The sequence below is a fragment of the Pelomonas cellulosilytica genome (assembly GCF_021353265.1).
In the GTDB taxonomy this organism is placed as follows: Bacteria; Pseudomonadota; Gammaproteobacteria; order Burkholderiales; family Burkholderiaceae_C; genus Pelomonas; species Pelomonas cellulosilytica.
Genome location: NZ_JAJTWU010000021.1, coordinates 1 through 16,464, shown reverse-complemented (window position 1 = coordinate 16,464; position 16,464 = coordinate 1). Strand labels below are relative to the sequence as shown.

21 protein-coding genes are annotated in these 16,464 nt (G+C 69.0%); 10 read left to right on the top strand and 11 right to left on the bottom strand.

Annotated elements, in window-relative coordinates:
- Genes LXT13_RS27990 through LXT13_RS27975 form a run of 4 tightly spaced genes read left to right on the top strand, consistent with a single transcriptional unit; the run spans position 1 to position 2,414 of the window.
- Positions 1-327, top strand: a complete 327-nt coding sequence (locus LXT13_RS27990) for a (2Fe-2S) ferredoxin domain-containing protein (RefSeq protein WP_233375701.1) — start codon at positions 1-3, stop codon at positions 325-327.
- Positions 324-947 (top strand): alpha/beta hydrolase, encoded by a 624-nt coding sequence (locus tag LXT13_RS27985; RefSeq protein ID WP_233375700.1) that lies wholly within the window; start codon positions 324-326, stop codon positions 945-947. The genes LXT13_RS27990 and LXT13_RS27985 overlap by 4 nt, the downstream gene beginning before the upstream one ends.
- A gap of 22 nt (positions 948-969) precedes the next feature.
- On the top strand, positions 970-2,115 hold the full coding sequence (locus LXT13_RS27980; RefSeq protein WP_233375698.1) for a D-alanyl-D-alanine carboxypeptidase family protein: 1,146 nt from the start codon (positions 970-972) through the stop codon (positions 2,113-2,115).
- A gap of 14 nt (positions 2,116-2,129) precedes the next feature.
- Positions 2,130-2,414 (top strand): DUF493 family protein, encoded by a 285-nt coding sequence (locus tag LXT13_RS27975; RefSeq protein ID WP_233375697.1) that lies wholly within the window; start codon positions 2,130-2,132, stop codon positions 2,412-2,414.
- Between the two features lie 9 nt (positions 2,415-2,423).
- On the opposite strand, the gene LXT13_RS27970 is transcribed toward LXT13_RS27975, so the two are convergent.
- Positions 2,424-3,044: a tetratricopeptide repeat protein gene (locus LXT13_RS27970; protein WP_233375695.1), complete on the bottom strand. Its 621-nt coding sequence runs from the start codon at positions 3,042-3,044 to the stop codon at positions 2,424-2,426.
- Positions 3,045-3,101: 57 nt separating this feature from the next.
- On the opposite strand from LXT13_RS27970, the gene lipB reads away from it, so the two are divergent.
- Positions 3,102-3,782, top strand: coding sequence for a lipoyl(octanoyl) transferase LipB (lipB, locus tag LXT13_RS27965; RefSeq protein ID WP_233375694.1), 681 nt, complete (start codon positions 3,102-3,104; stop codon positions 3,780-3,782).
- Entirely contained in the window at positions 3,779-4,744 is a 966-nt protein-coding gene (lipA, locus tag LXT13_RS27960) for a lipoyl synthase (protein ID WP_233375692.1), read from the top strand. Before lipB ends, lipA begins: the two co-directional genes overlap by 4 nt.
- Before the next feature lie 3 nt (positions 4,745-4,747).
- On the opposite strand, the gene LXT13_RS27955 is transcribed toward lipA, so the two are convergent.
- The 8 genes from LXT13_RS27955 to LXT13_RS27920 form a co-directional block, all read right to left on the bottom strand.
- Positions 4,748-5,134 (bottom strand): c-type cytochrome, encoded by a 387-nt coding sequence (locus LXT13_RS27955; protein WP_233375691.1) that lies wholly within the window; start codon positions 5,132-5,134, stop codon positions 4,748-4,750.
- Positions 5,119-6,462, bottom strand: coding sequence for a cytochrome c1 protein (locus tag LXT13_RS27950; protein ID WP_233375689.1), 1,344 nt, complete (start codon positions 6,460-6,462; stop codon positions 5,119-5,121). Before LXT13_RS27950 ends, LXT13_RS27955 begins: the two co-directional genes overlap by 16 nt.
- Before the next feature lie 29 nt (positions 6,463-6,491).
- A complete protein-coding gene (locus tag LXT13_RS27945; protein WP_233375688.1) occupies positions 6,492-7,058 on the bottom strand; it encodes a cytochrome b/b6 domain-containing protein in 567 nt (188 codons plus the stop codon).
- Between the two features lie 51 nt (positions 7,059-7,109).
- Entirely contained in the window at positions 7,110-8,486 is a 1,377-nt protein-coding gene (locus LXT13_RS27940; RefSeq protein WP_233375687.1) for a sensor histidine kinase, read from the bottom strand.
- Positions 8,486-9,148, bottom strand: a complete 663-nt coding sequence (locus LXT13_RS27935; RefSeq protein ID WP_233375686.1) for a response regulator — start codon at positions 9,146-9,148, stop codon at positions 8,486-8,488. Before LXT13_RS27935 ends, LXT13_RS27940 begins: the two co-directional genes overlap by 1 nt.
- A 15-nt stretch (positions 9,149-9,163) precedes the next feature.
- Positions 9,164-9,655 (bottom strand): TlpA family protein disulfide reductase, encoded by a 492-nt coding sequence (locus LXT13_RS27930; RefSeq protein WP_233375684.1) that lies wholly within the window; start codon positions 9,653-9,655, stop codon positions 9,164-9,166.
- 22 nt (positions 9,656-9,677) lie between these two features.
- Positions 9,678-10,832 carry a hypothetical protein gene (locus LXT13_RS27925; protein ID WP_233375683.1) on the bottom strand — a complete coding sequence of 385 codons (1,155 nt, stop codon included), beginning with the start codon at positions 10,830-10,832 and terminating at the stop codon, positions 9,678-9,680.
- A 211-nt stretch (positions 10,833-11,043) separates the two neighbouring features.
- On the bottom strand, positions 11,044-12,282 hold the full coding sequence (locus LXT13_RS27920; protein WP_233375682.1) for a CaiB/BaiF CoA transferase family protein: 1,239 nt from the start codon (positions 12,280-12,282) through the stop codon (positions 11,044-11,046).
- A 36-nt stretch (positions 12,283-12,318) separates the two neighbouring features.
- Between LXT13_RS27920 and LXT13_RS27915 the strand changes: the two genes are divergently transcribed.
- From LXT13_RS27915 to LXT13_RS27905, 3 genes are read left to right on the top strand one after another with little or no spacing between them, the layout of a single operon-like run.
- Positions 12,319-12,807 (top strand): hypothetical protein, encoded by a 489-nt coding sequence (locus tag LXT13_RS27915; protein ID WP_233375680.1) that lies wholly within the window; start codon positions 12,319-12,321, stop codon positions 12,805-12,807.
- A gap of 9 nt (positions 12,808-12,816) precedes the next feature.
- Positions 12,817-13,215 carry a PTS sugar transporter subunit IIA gene (locus LXT13_RS27910; protein WP_233375678.1) on the top strand — a complete coding sequence of 133 codons (399 nt, stop codon included), beginning with the start codon at positions 12,817-12,819 and terminating at the stop codon, positions 13,213-13,215.
- A complete protein-coding gene (locus LXT13_RS27905; protein ID WP_233375676.1) occupies positions 13,212-13,481 on the top strand; it encodes an HPr family phosphocarrier protein in 270 nt (89 codons plus the stop codon). The genes LXT13_RS27910 and LXT13_RS27905 overlap by 4 nt, the downstream gene beginning before the upstream one ends.
- Positions 13,482-13,489: 8 nt before the next feature.
- Here the strand turns inward: LXT13_RS27905 and LXT13_RS27900 are convergent, their stop codons facing one another.
- Entirely contained in the window at positions 13,490-14,299 is an 810-nt protein-coding gene (locus LXT13_RS27900) for a GNAT family N-acetyltransferase (protein ID WP_233375675.1), read from the bottom strand.
- Between the two features lie 115 nt (positions 14,300-14,414).
- Here LXT13_RS27900 and ptsP point away from each other — a divergent pair, with 115 nt between their 5' ends.
- Positions 14,415-16,193: a phosphoenolpyruvate--protein phosphotransferase gene (gene ptsP, locus LXT13_RS27895; protein WP_233375673.1), complete on the top strand. Its 1,779-nt coding sequence runs from the start codon at positions 14,415-14,417 to the stop codon at positions 16,191-16,193.
- A 17-nt stretch (positions 16,194-16,210) separates the two neighbouring features.
- On the opposite strand, the gene LXT13_RS27890 is transcribed toward ptsP, so the two are convergent.
- Positions 16,211-16,464 (bottom strand): hypothetical protein (locus tag LXT13_RS27890; protein ID WP_233375672.1); only part of this gene is annotated, 254 nt, incomplete at its 5' end.

Below are 16,464 nucleotides of genomic sequence, written 5' to 3'. Positions count from 1 at the left end.
ATGAGTTACTACGAGCGTCACGTCTTCTTCTGCCTCAACCAGCGCAACAACGGGGAAGCCAGTTGCGGCGACCATGACGCGCAGGGCGCCTTCGACCACTGCAAGTCGCGTGTGAAGCAACTGGGTCTGGCGGGCAAGGGCGGCGTGCGCGTCAACAAGGCCGGCTGCCTGGACCGTTGCGCCGGCGGGCCGGTGGCCGTCGTCTACCCCGAGGCCGTGTGGTACTCCTGGGTCGACCAAAGCGACGTCGACGAGATCGTCGAGAGCCACCTGCGCGACGGCAAGGTCGTCGAGCGCCTCGTGCTGCCGGAATCCGTCGGCCGATGAACGCACAGACCGAGAAGCGCCTCGTCCCCGGCCCGGCTGGCCAGATCGAGGTGGCCATTGACCTGCCGGCCGGCGGCGCCGCGCCGGTGGGTACCGCGCTGGTCTGCCATCCCAACCCGACCCAGGGTGGCACGATGGACAACAAGGTCGTGCAGACGCTGGCACGTGCCTTTATCCAGCTTGGCTGGCGCGCCGTGCGCTTCAACTTCCGCGGCATCGGCCAATCCGAGGGCGGCTGGGACGAAGGCCGCGGCGAGGTCGATGACGCGCTGGCCGTGCTGGACGCCGTACGCACGCCCGGCGAGGCCCTCGTCCTGTCCGGTTTCTCCTTCGGCGGCTATGTCGCCTCGCGTGCCGCGCAACGGGTGGCCGAGCCGGCGCAGCGCCTTGTGCTCGTCGGCCCGGCCACCAGCCGCTTCGACACCGCTCCCGTGCCGGCCGACACCGTGGTCATCCACGGTGAGGTCGATGACGTCGTGCCGTTGTCGTCCGTGCTCGACTGGGCCCGGCCGCAGAGCCTGCCGGTGACCGTCGTCCCCGGCGTGGGCCATTTCTTCCATGGGCAGCTGCCGCTGCTCAAGTCTCTTGTGGTGCGCGCATTCGACCCCACGAAGGTCTGATGACCGCGCCTGAACCGATCCGATGAGACGACTGCTTGCTTCTTTCCTCGCCGCCCTGTCGCTGGTTGCGCAGGCGCAGGCCCCGCAGCCACCCGAGACCGCTGCACGCAACTATGTACTGATCGACCTGACCGCCCACAAGACGCTCGCCGAACGCGAAGCCGACGTGCCGCAGGACCCGGCGTCGCTGACCAAGCTGATGACGGCCTACGTCGTCTTCGGCGCGCTGCGCGACAAGAAGCTGACGCTGGAGCAGACGCTGCCCGTCTCCAAACGCGCCTGGGATGAGCGCAAGGGCGAGCCGTCGCTGATGTTCATCGACACGACGATGACGCCAAAGGTCGAGGAGCTGCTGCGCGGCCTCATCATCCAGAGCGGCAACGACGCCGCCGTGGCGCTGGCCGAGGGCGTGGCCGGCTCGGTCGAGAACTTCGTGCAGTTGATGAACCGCCAGGCCCAGGCCTGGGGCCTGAAGAACACCGAGTTCAGGAACGTTACCGGCACGAGCGAGCCCGGGCACAAGGCCAGCGCGCGCGACATCGCCACCATCGCCGCCCACATCATCACGGACTTCCCGGAGTACTACGGCTACTACGGGCAGCGGGACTACACCTTCAACAAGATCCGCCAGGACAACCGCAACCTGCTGCTGCGCCGCGACCCGACCGTGGATGGCATGAAGACAGGCTACACCGAGGCCGCCGGCTACTGCCTCGTGGCCAGCGCGCACCGCGACTTCCCGAACGGCAAGCGCAGGCTGCTGAGCGTCGTCATGGGCACGGCGTCCAAGGAGGCCCGTGCGAGCGAAAGCCAGAAGCTGCTGAACTGGGGCTACACCGCCTACGACGCCGTCAAGGTCATTGATGCAGGCAAGGCCGTCGCCACCGTGCCGGTCTGGAAGGGCGAGTCCAAGGAAGCCCGGCTCGGCACGGCCGATGCCGTCTTCGTCGCCGTGCCACATGGCGACGCCACGAAGCTGCAGACCCAGGTCGAACGCACCGACCCGCTCGTTGCCCCGCTCAACAAGGGCCAGCGCGTGGGCACGCTGCGTGTCACGACGACGGCCGGAGCCGCGGTGGCCGAGGTGCCGCTGATCGTGCAGGAGGCCGTCCCGGGTGCAAACCTGTTCGGCCGCGCATGGGATTCGCTGCGGCTGTGGATCAAGTGAGCGAGGAGATTGCGATGAACCTGCCACCCGACATTCCGCCCGAGCAGTCGCTCATCGACTACCCGTCGCAGTTCCCGATCAAGGTCATGGGTGCGCACGTGGAGGGCTTCGTCGAGGCCATCACGGCCGTGGCGCTGCAGTTCGATCCGGGCTTCGACGCGTCGACCATTGAGCACCGCCCCAGCAAGGGCGGCAACTACCTGGGGCTGACGATCACCATCACCGCCACCAGCCGCGAGCAGCTCGACGAGCTGTACCGGACGCTGACGACGCATCCGATGGTCAAGGTGGTGCTTTGAACGTGCCGGTCAGCTCGCGGCGTCCAGCGCCTTGACCTTGGCCTTCGCGGCCTCGTCTCCGTTGTTGGCGGCCGCGTTGTACCAGTAGCGCGCCAGCCGCGCATCGGCCTCCACTCCCAGCCCCGTCTCGAACATCGACGCGACGAGGTATTGCGCGCCGACATCGCCCGCCTTCGCGGCCTCCAGGTACCAGCGGTGCGCGTTGGCCATGTCCTGTGGCCGGCCGCGGCCAAGGTAGTAGCAGGTACCGGTGGCAAGCGCGCCGTCGCCGTGGCCGTGTCCCGCCGCGCGCTCGAACCAGTCGCAGGCGGTGACCTTGTCGACTGCGCCGTGGCGGCCCTGTTCGATCATTTCCCCCAGGGCATTCTCGGCATGGGCCAGTTGCTGCGCCGCCGCGCGCTGCAGCAGGTCCCAAGCCTTCGCATCACTGGCGCGCGGCAGCTCGCGGCGCAGATGCATCATGGCCAGGTTGAACTGGCCCAGCGCTTCACCGCGGGCCGCCGATGCCGTGAAGCCGCGGGCCGCCGCCTTCATGCGGCCCTCGTCATAGGCAGTCAATGCGTCGGACAACGGTCCCGCCTGGGCGAGGCTGGCGGCAAGCAGCAGGGCGGCGGTCAGTGTGGTCTTCATCGTCTGGAGTCGGCTGAGGTGCGTGGGGGCTTACGGCGCCTGCCTATGATGCCGCGCATGATCGTCAAGACCCTCGGGCGGGTCGATTACCTGCCCACGCTGGAGGCCATGCGCGCCTTCACGGCGGCCCGCAACGCCCCGGATGCTGGTGAAGTGCCGGACGAGATCTGGCTCTGCGAACACCCGCCCACGTTCACGCAAGGCCTCGCCGGCAAGCCGGAGCACCTGCTGCTGCCCGGTGACATCCCTGTCGTGCCCACCGAGCGCGGTGGCCAGGTGACCTACCACGGCCCCGGCCAGGTGACGGCCTACCCGCTCATCGACCTGCGGCGCCTGGGCATCTTCGTCAAGGAATACGTGTTCAGGCTGGAGACGGCGCTGATCCAGACGCTGGACAGCTATGGCGTGACCGGCCTGCGCGTGGCCGGCGCGCCGGGCATCTACGTGCGCCCGGCCGCCCCCGGCAGCCACGCGGCGCTGTCAGGGCCGGCCGACCCGACCGACGCGTTCCGCGGCCTGGCCAAGATCGCCGCGCTGGGCATCAAGGTCAGCCGACACTGCACGTACCACGGCCTCGCACTGAACGTCGCGATGGACCTGGAGCCCTTCCATCGCATCAATCCTTGCGGTTATGCAGGGCTTGAGACGACATCCCTCGATAAAATCGGGGTTTCCACCGACTGGCCGACCGCGGCCTCCCGGCTTGCCGAGCGGCTCTCGGCCCAGTTGACGCCATGACCGACACGACCACCACGTACGACCCGACGATCAAGCAGAAGGCGGAGGCCAAGACCTCGCGCATCCCGATCAAGATCGTGCCGGCCGAGGTGCTGAAGAAGCCAGACTGGATCCGCGTCAAGGCCGGTTCGCCGTCGACGCGTTTCTACGAGATCAAGCAGATCCTGCGCGAGCACCAGCTGCACACCGTCTGCGAGGAAGCCTCCTGCCCCAACATCGGCGAGTGCTTCGGCAAGGGCACGGCGACCTTCATGATCATGGGCGACAAGTGCACGCGCCGCTGCCCGTTCTGCGACGTCGGCCACGGCCGGCCGGACCCGCTGGACGTCAACGAGCCGCTCAATCTGGCCAAGACCATCGCGGCGCTGAAGCTGAAGTACGTCGTCATCACCAGCGTGGATCGCGACGACCTGAAGGACGGTGGTGCCGGTCATTTCGCCGAGTGCATCACCAAGGTCCGCGAGCTCAGCCCCACGACGCAGATCGAGGTGCTGGTGCCCGACTTCCGCGGCCGCGCCGACCGCGCGTTGAACATCCTGAAGGCAGCGCCGCCGGACGTGATGAACCACAACCTGGAAACCGCGCCGCGCCTGTACAAGGAAGCGCGCCCGGGTTCGGACTATGAGTTCAGCCTGAACCTGCTGAAGCGCTTCAAGGAAGAAGTGCCCGGCGTGCCGACCAAGAGCGGCATCATGGTGGGCCTGGGCGAGACGGACGACGAGATCCGCCAGGTCATGCGCGACATGCGTGCGCACCACATCGACATGATCACCATCGGCCAGTACCTGGCGCCGTCGGGCCACCACCTGCCGGTGCGCCGCTACGTGACGCCGGACCAGTTCAAGCAGTTCGAGAAGGAAGCCTACGAGCTGGGCTTCACGCACGCGGCTGTTGGTGCGATGGTGCGCTCCAGCTACCACGCCGACGAGCAGGCGCACGCCGCGCTGAACGGCGGCGCCTGACGGCTACTTCAGCGTCGCCAGGTAGGCGATCAGGTCGGCCCGGGCCTTGGCGTCGGCCAGGCCGTCGTACTTCATCGTGCCTCCGGGCACGGCGGTCTTGGGGTTGGTGAGGTAGGCGTCCAGCGCGTCGGGCGTCCAGGTCTTGCCGCTGGCCTTCAGCGCGGCCGAGTAGTTGGCGAAGCCCGGCAGGCTGGCCGCCGGCCGGCCCAGCGTGGCGAAGAGGCTGGGGCCCTTCTTGTGCTTGCCGTCCTTGGCGCTGTGGCATTCGGCGCAGTGTTCGGCGAACACGTCCTGGCCGGCGGCCGCGTTGCCGGCGGCGCAGGCTTGGGCCGTGAGGGCGGCCAGAGCGGCGGCCACGACGAAGCGAGCGGGGGTCAGAACGAGGTCCATGCGAAGAGGAACAGCGTGTTGTTGTCCGACGCATTGCGGCCCGCGCCGTCGAAGTTGGCCTTGGCGCCGTTGTAGCGGCTGTACCAGGTGTACTGGGCGCCGAGCCGCACATTGGCCCAAGGGGCGGCCCAGGAGTCTTCCTTGCCCCAGGGTGTCCAGTCCAGCTGCAGCACCTGGCCGCGCGCGTCTGGCTTGTTGCCTGCCATGCCGGCGTACAGCGTCGCGTCGGCATCGCCCGTGGTGCGGAAGTGGCCCAGCGTGACACCCCAGGTCTGCGCGAAGTGGTAGCTGGCGTTCAGCTTGAGCTCGTTCAGGTGGCCGGTCAGGTGGTCGGCCTCGCCTGCCGACACTAGGTTGTAGCGGCGCTGGCGCTCTCGGATCACGCTGCCCTGCAGCGTGAACACATGCTCCCGGGTGCCGAGGAACTGGTACTGGCCGTCGATGCCGATGTCTTCGTAGCGGTTGCTGGCCGCGCCAGGGCTGCGGTCCGGCTGCAGGCCGGCATTCAGGCCGAACACGCCCACGGACCAGTTATCGCGCTTGCGGTCGTTGAACCAGGCGAAGCGCCAGTAGGCGGCGCCGGGGATGCGGCCTGGGTCCTCGTCGCGGCCCAGGCCCAGCAGGCTCTGGCCGCGTGGCGACAGCGCCTTGTAGGTGCCCAGCTCGGCATACCAGTGGTTGTCGAAGAAAGCGTAGGCCGATGCACCGATGACATGCTGCTCCAACCCGCCGTTGATCAGTGTGCCGGTCTCGGCGCCGCTGAAGCCCAGTGCCGTGCTGGCGTAGGGAAAGCTCCAGACCGGCGAGCTGTTGAACGGGTCCTGCACTCCGGGGTTGTTGTTGACAGACAGGCCCAGGATCAGGTCCTTGCCGTTCCAGCTCGTCGCATGGGCGAAGCGCACGTCGGCCTGGTCGATCGCGGTCTTCTTGGCGATGCCGTCGTAGGTCACCTGTACGAAGGCGCCCAACTGGTCGGCCAGCTTGCCGGCGAGGAACAGCGAGGCCTCATCCAGCTTGGTGTTGTTGTTGGTCTTGGTGCCGTCTGCGGGCGGCTCGTCCTGGGCCTTGCCGGTATGCGTGAACGAGGCCACGGCCATGCCGGACAGCGGCACGCTGCGCTGGCCGTTGCCATCGGTGTAGCCGCCGAGCTTGAACTTGATGCCGAAGGGCGTCAGCTGCGGCCCGTAGCCGCCGATGTGGCAGGCCACGCAGTCCTGGCCGGTCTGGCGCGCGAAGCTGGGCACGGCCTGGCTGGGGCGTGCCGAGAACAGGCACAACGCCATCGCGATCAGCGCGCCGGTGCGGCCGATCAGGCGGGATCGGGTCATGGAAATACCTTTAGGAGTGATGAATCGAATCAGCGGCTTGCTGGCCACATGGCGTCCAGCAGGCCGTCACGGCGTACCCACTGGTGCCAGGCGGCCGCTGCGGCATGCAGCGCGATCAGGCCCAGCAGCAGCCAGGCCAGCGTGGCGTGGGCGTCTTCTAGCGTGTCGGCCAGATCCAGGTCGCGTGCCATCAGCCGAGGCAGGGTGCCTAGCAGCGGCAGGCTGACCGCATGGCCCCTCGCATTCGCCAGCGCCAGGCCCACCAGCGGCAACGCCAGCAGCAGCAGGTAGCTCAGCCCATGCAGGCCGGCCGAGGTCCAGGCTATCCAGCGCGAGCCCTGCCAGCGGGCCAGCCGCAGGCGCAGCCGCGTGCCCAGGCGCAGCAGAGTCGCCGCACCGATCAACAGGCCCAGTGGTTGGTGCCAGGCCATCAGGCCATGGCGCCAGCTATCGGACTCGGCGGCCATGCGGGCAAGCGCCAGTGTGAACTCGGCCAGCACGGCCAGGGCCACGCCCCAGTGCAGCGCACGGAGGGCGGCGGGATGGGGGCCCTGACGCAGGCGGATGGGGGCGGGGCGGTCGGCGTTGAAGGACATGCGGTCAGGCTAAAAAGCCCCGACCTTCAAATCCCTGACGATCCGCCGCCGTCAGGCCTGCGACGGGAAATGCAGGCTCACGCGCAAGCCGGGCCCCGCCGTCGTGTCGGCCAGCACCAGCCTCGCGCCGTGGCGCCGCGCCACCTCGTGGACGATGGACAGCCCCAGGCCGCTGCCGCCCTGCCGGCCGGGGCGTTGGTAGAAGCGTTCCAGCACGCGCTCGCGTTCGTCGGCCGGGATGCCGGGCCCCTGGTCCTGCACGGCCAATTGCGCACCGGCGCGCTCCGGGCCGCAGCTGACCTGCACAGCGCTGCCAGGCGGCGCATGTTGGAGCGCGTTGTGGATCAGGTTGGCCAGCGCCTCGCGCAGCAGCCACGGCGAGCCGCGCACCTGCACGGGCGTGGCATCGAAGTGCAGTTCGACCCCGGAGGCCAGCGCTGCGTCGAGCCAGTCGTTGGCCGCGCCCTCCAGCAGCGCGGCCAGGTCCACGGGTTCCAGCGCTTCCTGTTGCACCGCCTGCGGACCGGAGCGGGCCAGCGCCAGCATCTGGTGGGTCGAGCGTGCCAGCCGCTGCAGCGCCAGGCGCACCTGGGCCAGGCGTTCGCGCAGTGCGGGCGGTGCGTCGCGCTCGGCGAGTTCCAGCTGCGTCTGAATGCCGGCCAGCGGTGTGCGCAGCTGGTGGGCGGCATTGGACAGGAAGGCCTGCTGGTGCGCGGCGGCTTCGCGCACGCGGTCCAGCAACTGGTTGATGGTGCCTGCGAACGGCGCCAGCTCGCCCGGCAGACCGGCGAGCGGCACGGGACCCAGGTCGTCGGCCGCGCGGGCCGCGATGCGCCGGCTGACCACGTCCAGCGGTCGCATCGCCAGACGCACCCCGGCCAGCACGCCGCCCAGCGCTAGCAGCACCAGCAGCACATTGGGCACCAGCGTGTCCAGCATCAGCCGCCGGGACTGGCGCTCGCGACGGTGCGTCGTCTCGGCGACGAGGATCTGCAGCTGGCCGAGCGACGACTCGTGCGCATAGCTGGTCACGCGCCAGGGCTGGCCGTCGAAGCTGGCATCGGCGAACACGGCGCGGTCCTGCGGGCTGGCCTGCACCCAGCGCGCGAGGCCGGGGTCGCCACCCAGCACCTGGCCGCCGACGCGCCGCACGAAGAAGGCCAGCCGGTCCAGCGGTTCGGCGCGCTGCAGCGCCGCGACGGTGCGCGTGAGATGCAGGCCGAAGTCGTCCGCCTGGCCGTCGTCGGCGTCCACGTCCAGTCGCGAGGCCAGCGCGATGGCGACGCGCGCGAGCGCGCGGTCCTGGTCGTCCTGCGCGCGCTGCAGGGCCTGGACGTAGTCGTAGACGGCGCTGAGCACCAGCACTGTGAGCAGCGGCCAGGCCAGTAGGTGGGCCATGCGGCGCCGCAGCGTTGGCGTGGCGGGCATCAGACCTCCAGCCGGTAGCCGATGCCGCGCACGGTGCGCAGTTGCACCGCCGCCGTGCTGAGCTTGGCGCGCAGCCGCGAGACATAGATCTCGACGGCGTTGTCGGTGATCTCCTTGTCCCAGCGGCTCAGGCTGTCGGCCAGCTTACGCTTGGGCACAACGCTCGGCGCCTCCAGCGCCAGCAGCCGCAGCAGATGCCACTCGCGGCCGGTCAGCGCCAGTGGCTGACCGTCGAGCTGCGCTTCGTGCGTGGCCAGGTTGAGCTGCAGCGGGCCGATGGTCAACCGGGACGTGCTGGCCGAGCGGCTGCGGCGCAGCAGTGCGTGCACGCGGGCCAGCAGCTCGGGCAACTGGAAAGGCTTGGTGAGGTAGTCGTCGGCGCCGTCGTGCAGCCCGGCGACACGGTCCTTCAGCCCGTCGCGGGCGGTCAGAATCAGGATGGGCAGTGTCGCGCCGGCCTCGCGCAGCTGGCGCACGAGTGCCAGGCCGTCGATGTCGGGCAGGCCCAGGTCCAGCAGCAGCAGGTCGTGCACGCCGTCGGCCAGCACGGCGGCTACCTGGCGCCCCGCGGCCAGCAGGTCCACCTGGTAGTCGGCCTGCAGCAGCGCATCGCGCACGCCCGCGGCGATCAGTGCATCGTCCTCGACGACCAGCAGGCGCATGGCCGCTGCGGGCGTTCAGGCCTCGGCCAGCAACTGCTCGATGAGGCCGTGCAGCGCGGCGAAGTCGGGCTCGCCGACGTAGCGCTTGACGATCTCGCCACGCTTGTTGATGAGGAAGGTCGTCGGCGTCATCTGCACCTGGCCGAAGGCGTTGGCGACCGCGCCGGTGTTGTCGATGGCCACGCCGAAGGGCAACTGGCGCGTCTCGGCGAACTTGGCGACGAAGGCCGGCGGGTCGTAGCTCATCGCCACGGCCACGGTGTCGAAGCCGCGGCCTTTGAACTTGTTGTGCGTCGCGATGACCTGCGGCATTTCCTTCACGCAGGTTGCGCAACTGGTGGCCCAGAAGTTCACGAGCATCACCTTGCCGGTCCATTGCTGGGAGCTGGCTTTCTGGCCGTTCAGCAGCACGTAGTCGACGGCGGGTGCGCGGTCACGGGCGCAGCCGGCCAGCAGGGAGGCGCTCAGGGCGAGGGCGGAGGCGGCGAGGGTGCGGCGGGACAGCATGTCCGGCATTCTAGGAAAACCGTCAATTCCGGCGCGACAGCTCGAACATAAGCAGCGACGGCAGGGCGTCGGGCAGGTGGCGGCGCGAGATGCGGGCGATGCCATCGCTCGTGGCGGTGGACAGCTGCGTGCGGTGTTCGCCGTCGAACATCTCGACGAAGGCGAAGTCCGGCGCGTCGCGGGTGATGCCGGCAATGAGGTGCAGCAAGGCCTCGTCCATCAGCGCCGCGTCGAACAGCAGCACGTGCGGCAGGCCCTCGTTGCAGAAGGTTTCCGCCTCAGCGACGCTGCCGACCACGTCCACCAGCATGCCCATCTGCCGCACGGCGGCATGGGCCTCGGCGCGTAGCTCGCGGTTGGCCGCGAGGATGAGCAACTGGCAGCCGGCCAGCGGTCGTGAGTTGCCGCCCAGCCGATCGGCCTCGGCCTCCAGCCGCGCGTGGGTGCTGTCCGGCGCCTGCGGCGCGTCGTCGGGGGCGAGCTGGTTGAATTCCAGCGTTAGCAGCGTGATGCCGGCCTCCTGCTCACGCAGCGGCAGCACACCCAGCGTGATGGCGGTCTGCTCCAGCAGCCTCCAGGCCAGCGAATCGAGCCCGGCGGCGTTGCCCGAACCGGGCTCGCGGTCCTCGGCCAACAAGTCCAGCGAGCGGTGGGCGAAACGGCAGCTGAGCCGGGCCTTCACTGGCCACGGTGTCAGGTCCAGGCGGAGGTCCACGGACGAGTGCGTGTTGGCCAGCGCCCAGTCCATCAGCGCGTTCAGCAGTGCGAACAACAAGGCGCCATCGGCCCAAATCTCAACCGGCTTCAGCGACTGGCGCACCTGCACGCCGCGCGCCTGCGTCTCACGGCTGCGCTGGGCCAGCACGCTGCGCAGCATCTGCGTGATGTGCTGGCGTTCGCGGTTCAGCCGCAGGCGGCCAGAGGCCAGGCGGGCCAGTTGCTGGCCCAGCATGCCGGCGGTGCGGGCATCGTCCACGCTGCGGCGCAGCAGCCGCAGGCCGCGGCGGTCGATCTGGCCGGTGGTGGCGAGGTTCTGGATCTGTTCCAGTGCCGCGCTCAGCGGCCCGGCGATCTCGGCGCCCAGTTGCTGGACGATGTCGGCCCACTGCACGGGCGTCGGCTCGGGCGTGACATCGTTGGCGGCGCTGACGGGCGCTGAGGAAGGCGGTGTGGACATGACCCCGGGTGGCGGATCCGCGGCAGATGGTTCTAGGAGGTGGGCCCGCCGCGGTGCGAAAGCGCATGCTCGGCATGGACCGCCCTCGCCAACATCCCCCGCCCGGGGGGAAACCCTGGGTTCGGGGGTGGGTTTGTCCGCAAGGCGACGCCTGGCGGCATCCGTCTAACCCGATATGAAAGCGGCGGACAGCCAGCGGGATCGCCAGCCGTCAAGCGATGACCCCCGCCTCGCGCCAAGCGGCGATCTGCTCGGCAGTGCAACCGGCCTGGCGCAGCACCTCGTCGCTGTGCTGGCCCAGCAGCGGCGGTGCCTGACGGTACTGCACCGGCGTGGCCGACAACTTCATCGGGCTGGCGACGACGCGCAGCGCCGGCGACAACGGATGTTCCATGCCGACGACGGCACCGCGCGCTTGCGCCTGCGGGTCAGCCAACGCCTCCGCGATTGAGTTGATCGGCCCGCAGGGCACCTTGGCGGCCTCCAGCGCGGCCAGCCAGTGAGCCCGCGAGCGTTGGCGGATGGCGTCCTCCAGCAGGGGCACCAGCACGGTGCGGTGTCGCACGCGCTCCGCGTTGGTGGCAAAGCGCGGATCCGCCGCCCAGTCCGGCCGGCCGGCGATGTCGCACAGCTTGGCGAACTGGCGGTCGTTGCCCACCGCGACGATCAGATGGCCGTCGCTGGCTTCAAACACCTGGTAGGGCACGATGTTCTGATGCGCATTGCCCATGCGCCCGGGCGCCTTGCCGCTGCACAGATAGTTGCTGCCGAGGTTGGCCAGCATGGCCAGCTGCGTGTCGAACAAGGCCATGTCGACGATCTGGCCCTGGCCCGTGGCATCGCGGTGGCGCAGGGCGGCGAGGATGGCGACGGTGGCGTACATGCCGGTGAACAGGTCGGCCACGGCCACACCCACCTTCTGCGGCCCGCCGCCCGGCAGGTCGTCGCGTTCGCCGGTGACGCTCATCAGCCCGCCCATGCCCTGGATGGCGTAGTCGTAGCCGGCGCGTTCCGCGTACGGGCCGGTCTGCCCGAAGCCGGTGATGGAGCAGATGACGAGGCCGGGGTGCTCGGCCCGCAGGCTCTGCGCGTCCAGCCCGTAGCGTGCCAGGTCGCCGACCTTGAAGTTCTCCACCAGCACGTCGACTTGGCCGGCGAGCCGGCGCACGAGCGCCTGGCCTTCGGGCCGGGACAGATCCACCGCCAGTGAGCGCTTGTTGCGGTTGGCGCCCAGGTAGTAGGCGGCCTCGGAGGTGTCGTGGCCCTCGCCGTCCTGCAGATAGGGCGGCCCCCAGGCGCGGGTGTCGTCGCCGCTGCCGGGGCGTTCGATCTTGATGACGTCGGCACCCAGGTCGGCCAGCGTCTGGGTGCACCAGGGGCCGGCCAGCACTCGGGAGAGGTCCAGCACGCGCACGCCCGCGAGGGCCTGGGGAGAAGGGGGTTGCTGCATTGCGGGATTGTGGCGGCCGCTGCCGATAATTCGCCGATGCCCTGCCGTCCGATCGTCCAATTTGCCGTGGTTGCGCTGCTGGTGGCCTGCACGCCGGCGCTGAACTGGCGGGAGAGCCGGCCGGCCGGCTCCGGCGCGGTGGCGCTCTTTCCGTGCAAGCCTGAGGTGGAGCAGCGCGGCACGATGGGCCTGGCCCAGTGCGAGGCGGCGGGGCATCGGTTTTCGCTGTCGTGGGCCGAGGTCCCGGAGCCGACGCAGGCCGGTGCGGCGCTGAAGGCCATGGCGCAGGCGCTGGCGGCCAAACTGAAGCAGCCGCTCCCGGGCGCCGCGCCGTTGCAGGTCCCGGGTGCGACACCCTGGCCGGAGGCGGGACAGTACCGGCTGGACGGTTCGTCGGGCGTCTCGCGCCTAGCCGTGTTCGCGCACGGCAGCCGCGTCTACCAGGCGCTGGTCTCGGGCGCCAGCGAAGACGCCGGTGCGTGGGACGCCTTCGTGGGCGGGCTGCGCGTCGAGCCGGCCCGCTAACATGACGGGATGCCCAACTTGCTCGTGATCGCCCACGCGCCGCTCGCCTCCGCGCTGCGCCATGTGGCCGAACACACCTTTCCCGACTGTGCGCCGGTGCTCTCGGTGCTAGATGTGACGCCCACCATGTGTGCCGAGGACGTCGAGGCCGGAGCTCGCGCGCTGATGGCGTCGGCCCTGCAGCCTGAATGGCTGGTGCTGACCGACGTGTTCGGCGCCACGCCCAGCAATGGCGCGCTGCGTCTGGCGGGTGAGCAGGTGCAGGTGCTCAGCGGTGTCAGCGTGCCGATGTTGTGGCGCACGCTCTGCTACGCCAGCCACAAGCCGTTGATCGAACTGGCCCGACGCGCGGCGCAAGGCGCCGTCAGCGGTATCGTCGCCACGCCTCCCTTGCCTTCCGCCGAATGATTACCACCACCCTCACCATCAGCAACAAGCTCGGCCTGCATGCACGGGCGTCTGCCAAGCTGACCAAGCTGGCCGGCAGTTTCAAGTGCGATGTCTACATGACCCGCAACGGCCGCCGCGTGAATGCCAAGAGCATCATGGGCGTCATGATGCTGGCCGCCGGTCTGGGGGCGACGGTCGAGCTGGAGACGGACGGTGAGGACGAGCAGGCTGCGCAGGATGCGATCACCGCCCTCGTCAACGACAAGTTCGGCGAGGGGCAGTGATCTGACGGTCAGCCGGCGAGGCGGCGGAAGCGCGCCGGCAGGTCGGCCGTGCGCAACATCAGCGGCAGGTCCGCGGTGTTGAAGTCGGGGTCCCAGGCCGGCTCGCCCATCAGCCTGGCGCCGCAGCGCAGGTAGCCGCGGATCAGCGCGGGCGGCTCCACAACCAGGTCCTGGCGCAGGTGGTCAATAGGCAAGGGCAGCCGCGGGCGCACCTGGCAGTCGATGGGCGCAAGGTGGGTGGCGGCGAGCTGCTTCCAAAGGCTGGCAGCGAAATGACCCCCGTCGCGCATGCTGACGCTGGCGCAGCCGATGACGGTATCCAGGCCGTTGCGCGCCATGAACTCCGCGAGCGCCCCCCACAGTGCAATGATCGCGCCGCCGCTGCGGTGGTCGGCATGCACGCAGGAGCGGCCGATCTCGACGAGGCGCGGCCGCAGTGCGCGCAGCCGGGTCAGGTCGAACTCGGTGTCGCTGTAGAGCCCGCCGGCACGCCTGGCGGCCGCCGGCGTCAGCACGCGATACGTCCCGACGACCGGGCCGGGCTCGCCGTCTTCGACGCCGGCGCGCACCAGGAGGTGCTCGCAGTAGGCGTCGAACAGGTCGACGTCCAGCCCGGACGGAGATCCTGCGGGCGGCGGCGCGAGGCGCGCGCCCATCTCGACGGCGAAGACCTGGTAGCGCAGGGCCTGGGCCTCGCGGACTTCGGCCTCGCTGCGCGCCCAGCCGACGCTGAGCCGAGGACTGGCGACGGTGCGCTCGATGCGTTGCAGGCCGGGCGCCGGGGTCAGCGCATGGGTAACGATGGGGCTGCGATTCATGGTCGCCATGCTGGGCGGGCGGTTTGACGCAGCCGTGAAGCCTCCATGAAAAAACGATGACCTGCGGTGCCGCCGTGACAAGCTACATTGGCCCCTCGATCTGCGGAGGGCACCGATGAGCTTTCAAGTGTTCGGCATTCCCGTCTCGCGCGGCGTGGCCATCGGTCGTGCCGTGCTGGTTGCTTCCAGCCGCGTCGACGTGGCGCACTATTTCGTGGCGCCAGATCAGATCCAGCCGGAAATCGCCCGCCTGCTGCGCGGCCGCGATGCAGTCGTCCGGGAGCTCGAGACGCTGCGCGACGAACTGCCAGAGGACGCGCCGCACGAGCTGGCTGCGTTGCTCGATGTCCACCTGATGCTGTTGCACGATGAGGCGCTGACTGGCAGCGCCAGCCAGTGGATCGTGGAGCGGCACTACAACGCCGAGTGGGCGCTGTCGGCGCAGCTGGAGGTTCTGGCGCGTCAGTTCGACGAGATGGAGGACGACTATCTGCGTGAGCGCAAGGCGGACCTGGAGCAGGTCGTCGAACGGGTGCTGGGCGCGCTGGCCCACGCCCAGGGGGATGCGCCGCTACCGGTGACGCCGCGGGACTTCGGCGGGGAAGACCCGCTGTTGCTCGTCGCCGCCGACATCGCACCGGCCGACATGATCCAGTTCAAGCGCAGCGTCTTCCGAGGTTTCATCACCGATATCGGCGGCAAGACCTCGCACACTGCCATCGTCGCCCGCAGCATGGACATCCCGGCGGTCGTCGGCACGCGTGAGGCCTCGCGGCTGATCATGCAGGACGACTGGGTCATCATCGACGGGGATGCAGGCACGGTCATCGTCAACCCGTCGCCCATCGTGCTGGAGGAGTACCGCTTCCGCCAGAGGCAGAGTGAGCTGGAGCGCGCCCGGCTGGCGCGCCTGCGTCACACGCCCGCGGTCACACTGGACGGCGAGCATGTCGAGTTGCACGCGAACATCGAGCTTCCGGCCGACGCCGAAGCGGCCGTCGGCGCGGGTGCGACCGGTGTGGGCCTATTCCGCAGCGAGTTCCTGTTCATGAACCGTGAGGGCGAACTGCCTAGCGAGGAAGAACAGTTCCTGGCCTACAAGGCGGCTGTCGAGTCGATGCGAGGCATGCCCGTCACGATCCGGACCGTCGACATCGGTGCCGACAAGCCGCTGGACCGGCTCACGGTCAACGAACTGCGTCACGAGCACACGCTGAATCCGGCCATGGGCCTGCGTGCCATCCGCTGGAGCCTGGCCGAGCCGAGCATGTTCCGGCAGCAGCTGCGGGCGATCTACAGGGCCAGCGCGTTCGGCAAGGTCCGCCTGCTCATTCCGATGGTGGCTCACCTGGCCGAGGTGCGCCAGATCATTGAGACGATCAAGCGCGTGCAGCAGCAGCTCACCGACGCGGGCCATGCGTATACGCGGGTCGAACTCGGCGTGATGATAGAGATACCGGCTGCCGCCGTCATGTTGCCGCTGCTGCTGCGCCACGTCGACTTCGTCTCCATCGGCACGAACGACCTGATCCAGTACACGCTGGCCATCGACCGCGCCGACGAGTCGGTGGCCCATCTCTATGACCCGTGGCATCCGGCGGTGTTGCAGTTGCTCGCACAGTCCATCGCGCAGGCGCGGGCTGCTGGAAAGAGCGTCAGCGTATGTGGCGAGATGGCTGGCGATCCGGATTTCACGGAACTGCTGCTCTCTATGGGCTTGCGTAGCTTCTCGATGCATCCGTCGCAGATCCCCGCCGTGAAGCAGAAGGTGCTCCGCTCCGACGCACAGCGGCTCGCGGGTGTCCTCCCCAGACTTCTGCAGAGTGAAGACCCGCGCGCTGTGGCGGAGAAGGAACTGGCCGTGGTGCGCAGTGGCGGCGGCGCGATCCACTGATCATCTAAAGCGCCCCTTTAAAAAGTTCGGCTCATTGCTTCTCTTGCCGAAAACCTTGTGCTACAGTCGTGGGCTTCGCTGATGACAGCACTGCCGGAGACGGCGAGGTTGAAGTTGGCGGAGGGTGAGGCTGAAAAGCCTTGCTGGCGAGCTTGAGAGAGCTGGCGGGTGCTGAAAGAGAGTTCGAAAGAATTTTTGAAAAGCGCTTGACAGTGAATGCGAAAGTAGTTCAAAATCTCGCCTCCTTGCTGCTGACACCAAATTGCGAAAG

Bases quoted from the DNA above. Each gene is read 5' to 3' on its own strand.
- lipA (WP_233375692.1), top strand. From the start codon at position 3,779: ATGACCGACACGACCACCACGTACGACCCGACGATCAAGCAGAAGGCG.
- LXT13_RS27915 (WP_233375680.1), top strand. From the start codon at position 12,319: ATGCCCTGCCGTCCGATCGTCCAATTTGCCGTGGTTGCGCTGCTGGTG.
- lipB (WP_233375694.1), top strand. From the start codon at position 3,102: ATGATCGTCAAGACCCTCGGGCGGGTCGATTACCTGCCCACGCTGGAG.
- LXT13_RS27900 (WP_233375675.1), bottom strand. From the start codon at position 14,299: ATGAATCGCAGCCCCATCGTTACCCATGCGCTGACCCCGGCGCCCGGC.
- LXT13_RS27985 (WP_233375700.1), top strand. From the start codon at position 324: ATGAACGCACAGACCGAGAAGCGCCTCGTCCCCGGCCCGGCTGGCCAG.
- LXT13_RS27940 (WP_233375687.1), bottom strand. From the start codon at position 8,486: ATGCCCGCCACGCCAACGCTGCGGCGCCGCATGGCCCACCTACTGGCC.
- LXT13_RS27935 (WP_233375686.1), bottom strand. From the start codon at position 9,148: ATGCGCCTGCTGGTCGTCGAGGACGATGCACTGATCGCCGCGGGCGTG.
- LXT13_RS27950 (WP_233375689.1), bottom strand. From the start codon at position 6,462: ATGACCCGATCCCGCCTGATCGGCCGCACCGGCGCGCTGATCGCGATG.
- ptsP (WP_233375673.1), top strand. From the start codon at position 14,415: ATGAGCTTTCAAGTGTTCGGCATTCCCGTCTCGCGCGGCGTGGCCATC.
- LXT13_RS27955 (WP_233375691.1), bottom strand. From the start codon at position 5,134: ATGGACCTCGTTCTGACCCCCGCTCGCTTCGTCGTGGCCGCCGCTCTG.
- LXT13_RS27975 (WP_233375697.1), top strand. From the start codon at position 2,130: ATGAACCTGCCACCCGACATTCCGCCCGAGCAGTCGCTCATCGACTAC.
- LXT13_RS27920 (WP_233375682.1), bottom strand. From the start codon at position 12,282: ATGCAGCAACCCCCTTCTCCCCAGGCCCTCGCGGGCGTGCGCGTGCTG.
- LXT13_RS27910 (WP_233375678.1), top strand. From the start codon at position 12,817: ATGCCCAACTTGCTCGTGATCGCCCACGCGCCGCTCGCCTCCGCGCTG.
- LXT13_RS27980 (WP_233375698.1), top strand. From the start codon at position 970: ATGAGACGACTGCTTGCTTCTTTCCTCGCCGCCCTGTCGCTGGTTGCG.
- LXT13_RS27990 (WP_233375701.1), top strand. From the start codon at position 1: ATGAGTTACTACGAGCGTCACGTCTTCTTCTGCCTCAACCAGCGCAAC.
- LXT13_RS27970 (WP_233375695.1), bottom strand. From the start codon at position 3,044: ATGAAGACCACACTGACCGCCGCCCTGCTGCTTGCCGCCAGCCTCGCC.
- LXT13_RS27925 (WP_233375683.1), bottom strand. From the start codon at position 10,832: ATGTCCACACCGCCTTCCTCAGCGCCCGTCAGCGCCGCCAACGATGTC.
- LXT13_RS27930 (WP_233375684.1), bottom strand. From the start codon at position 9,655: ATGCTGTCCCGCCGCACCCTCGCCGCCTCCGCCCTCGCCCTGAGCGCC.
- LXT13_RS27945 (WP_233375688.1), bottom strand. From the start codon at position 7,058: ATGTCCTTCAACGCCGACCGCCCCGCCCCCATCCGCCTGCGTCAGGGC.
- LXT13_RS27905 (WP_233375676.1), top strand. From the start codon at position 13,212: ATGATTACCACCACCCTCACCATCAGCAACAAGCTCGGCCTGCATGCA.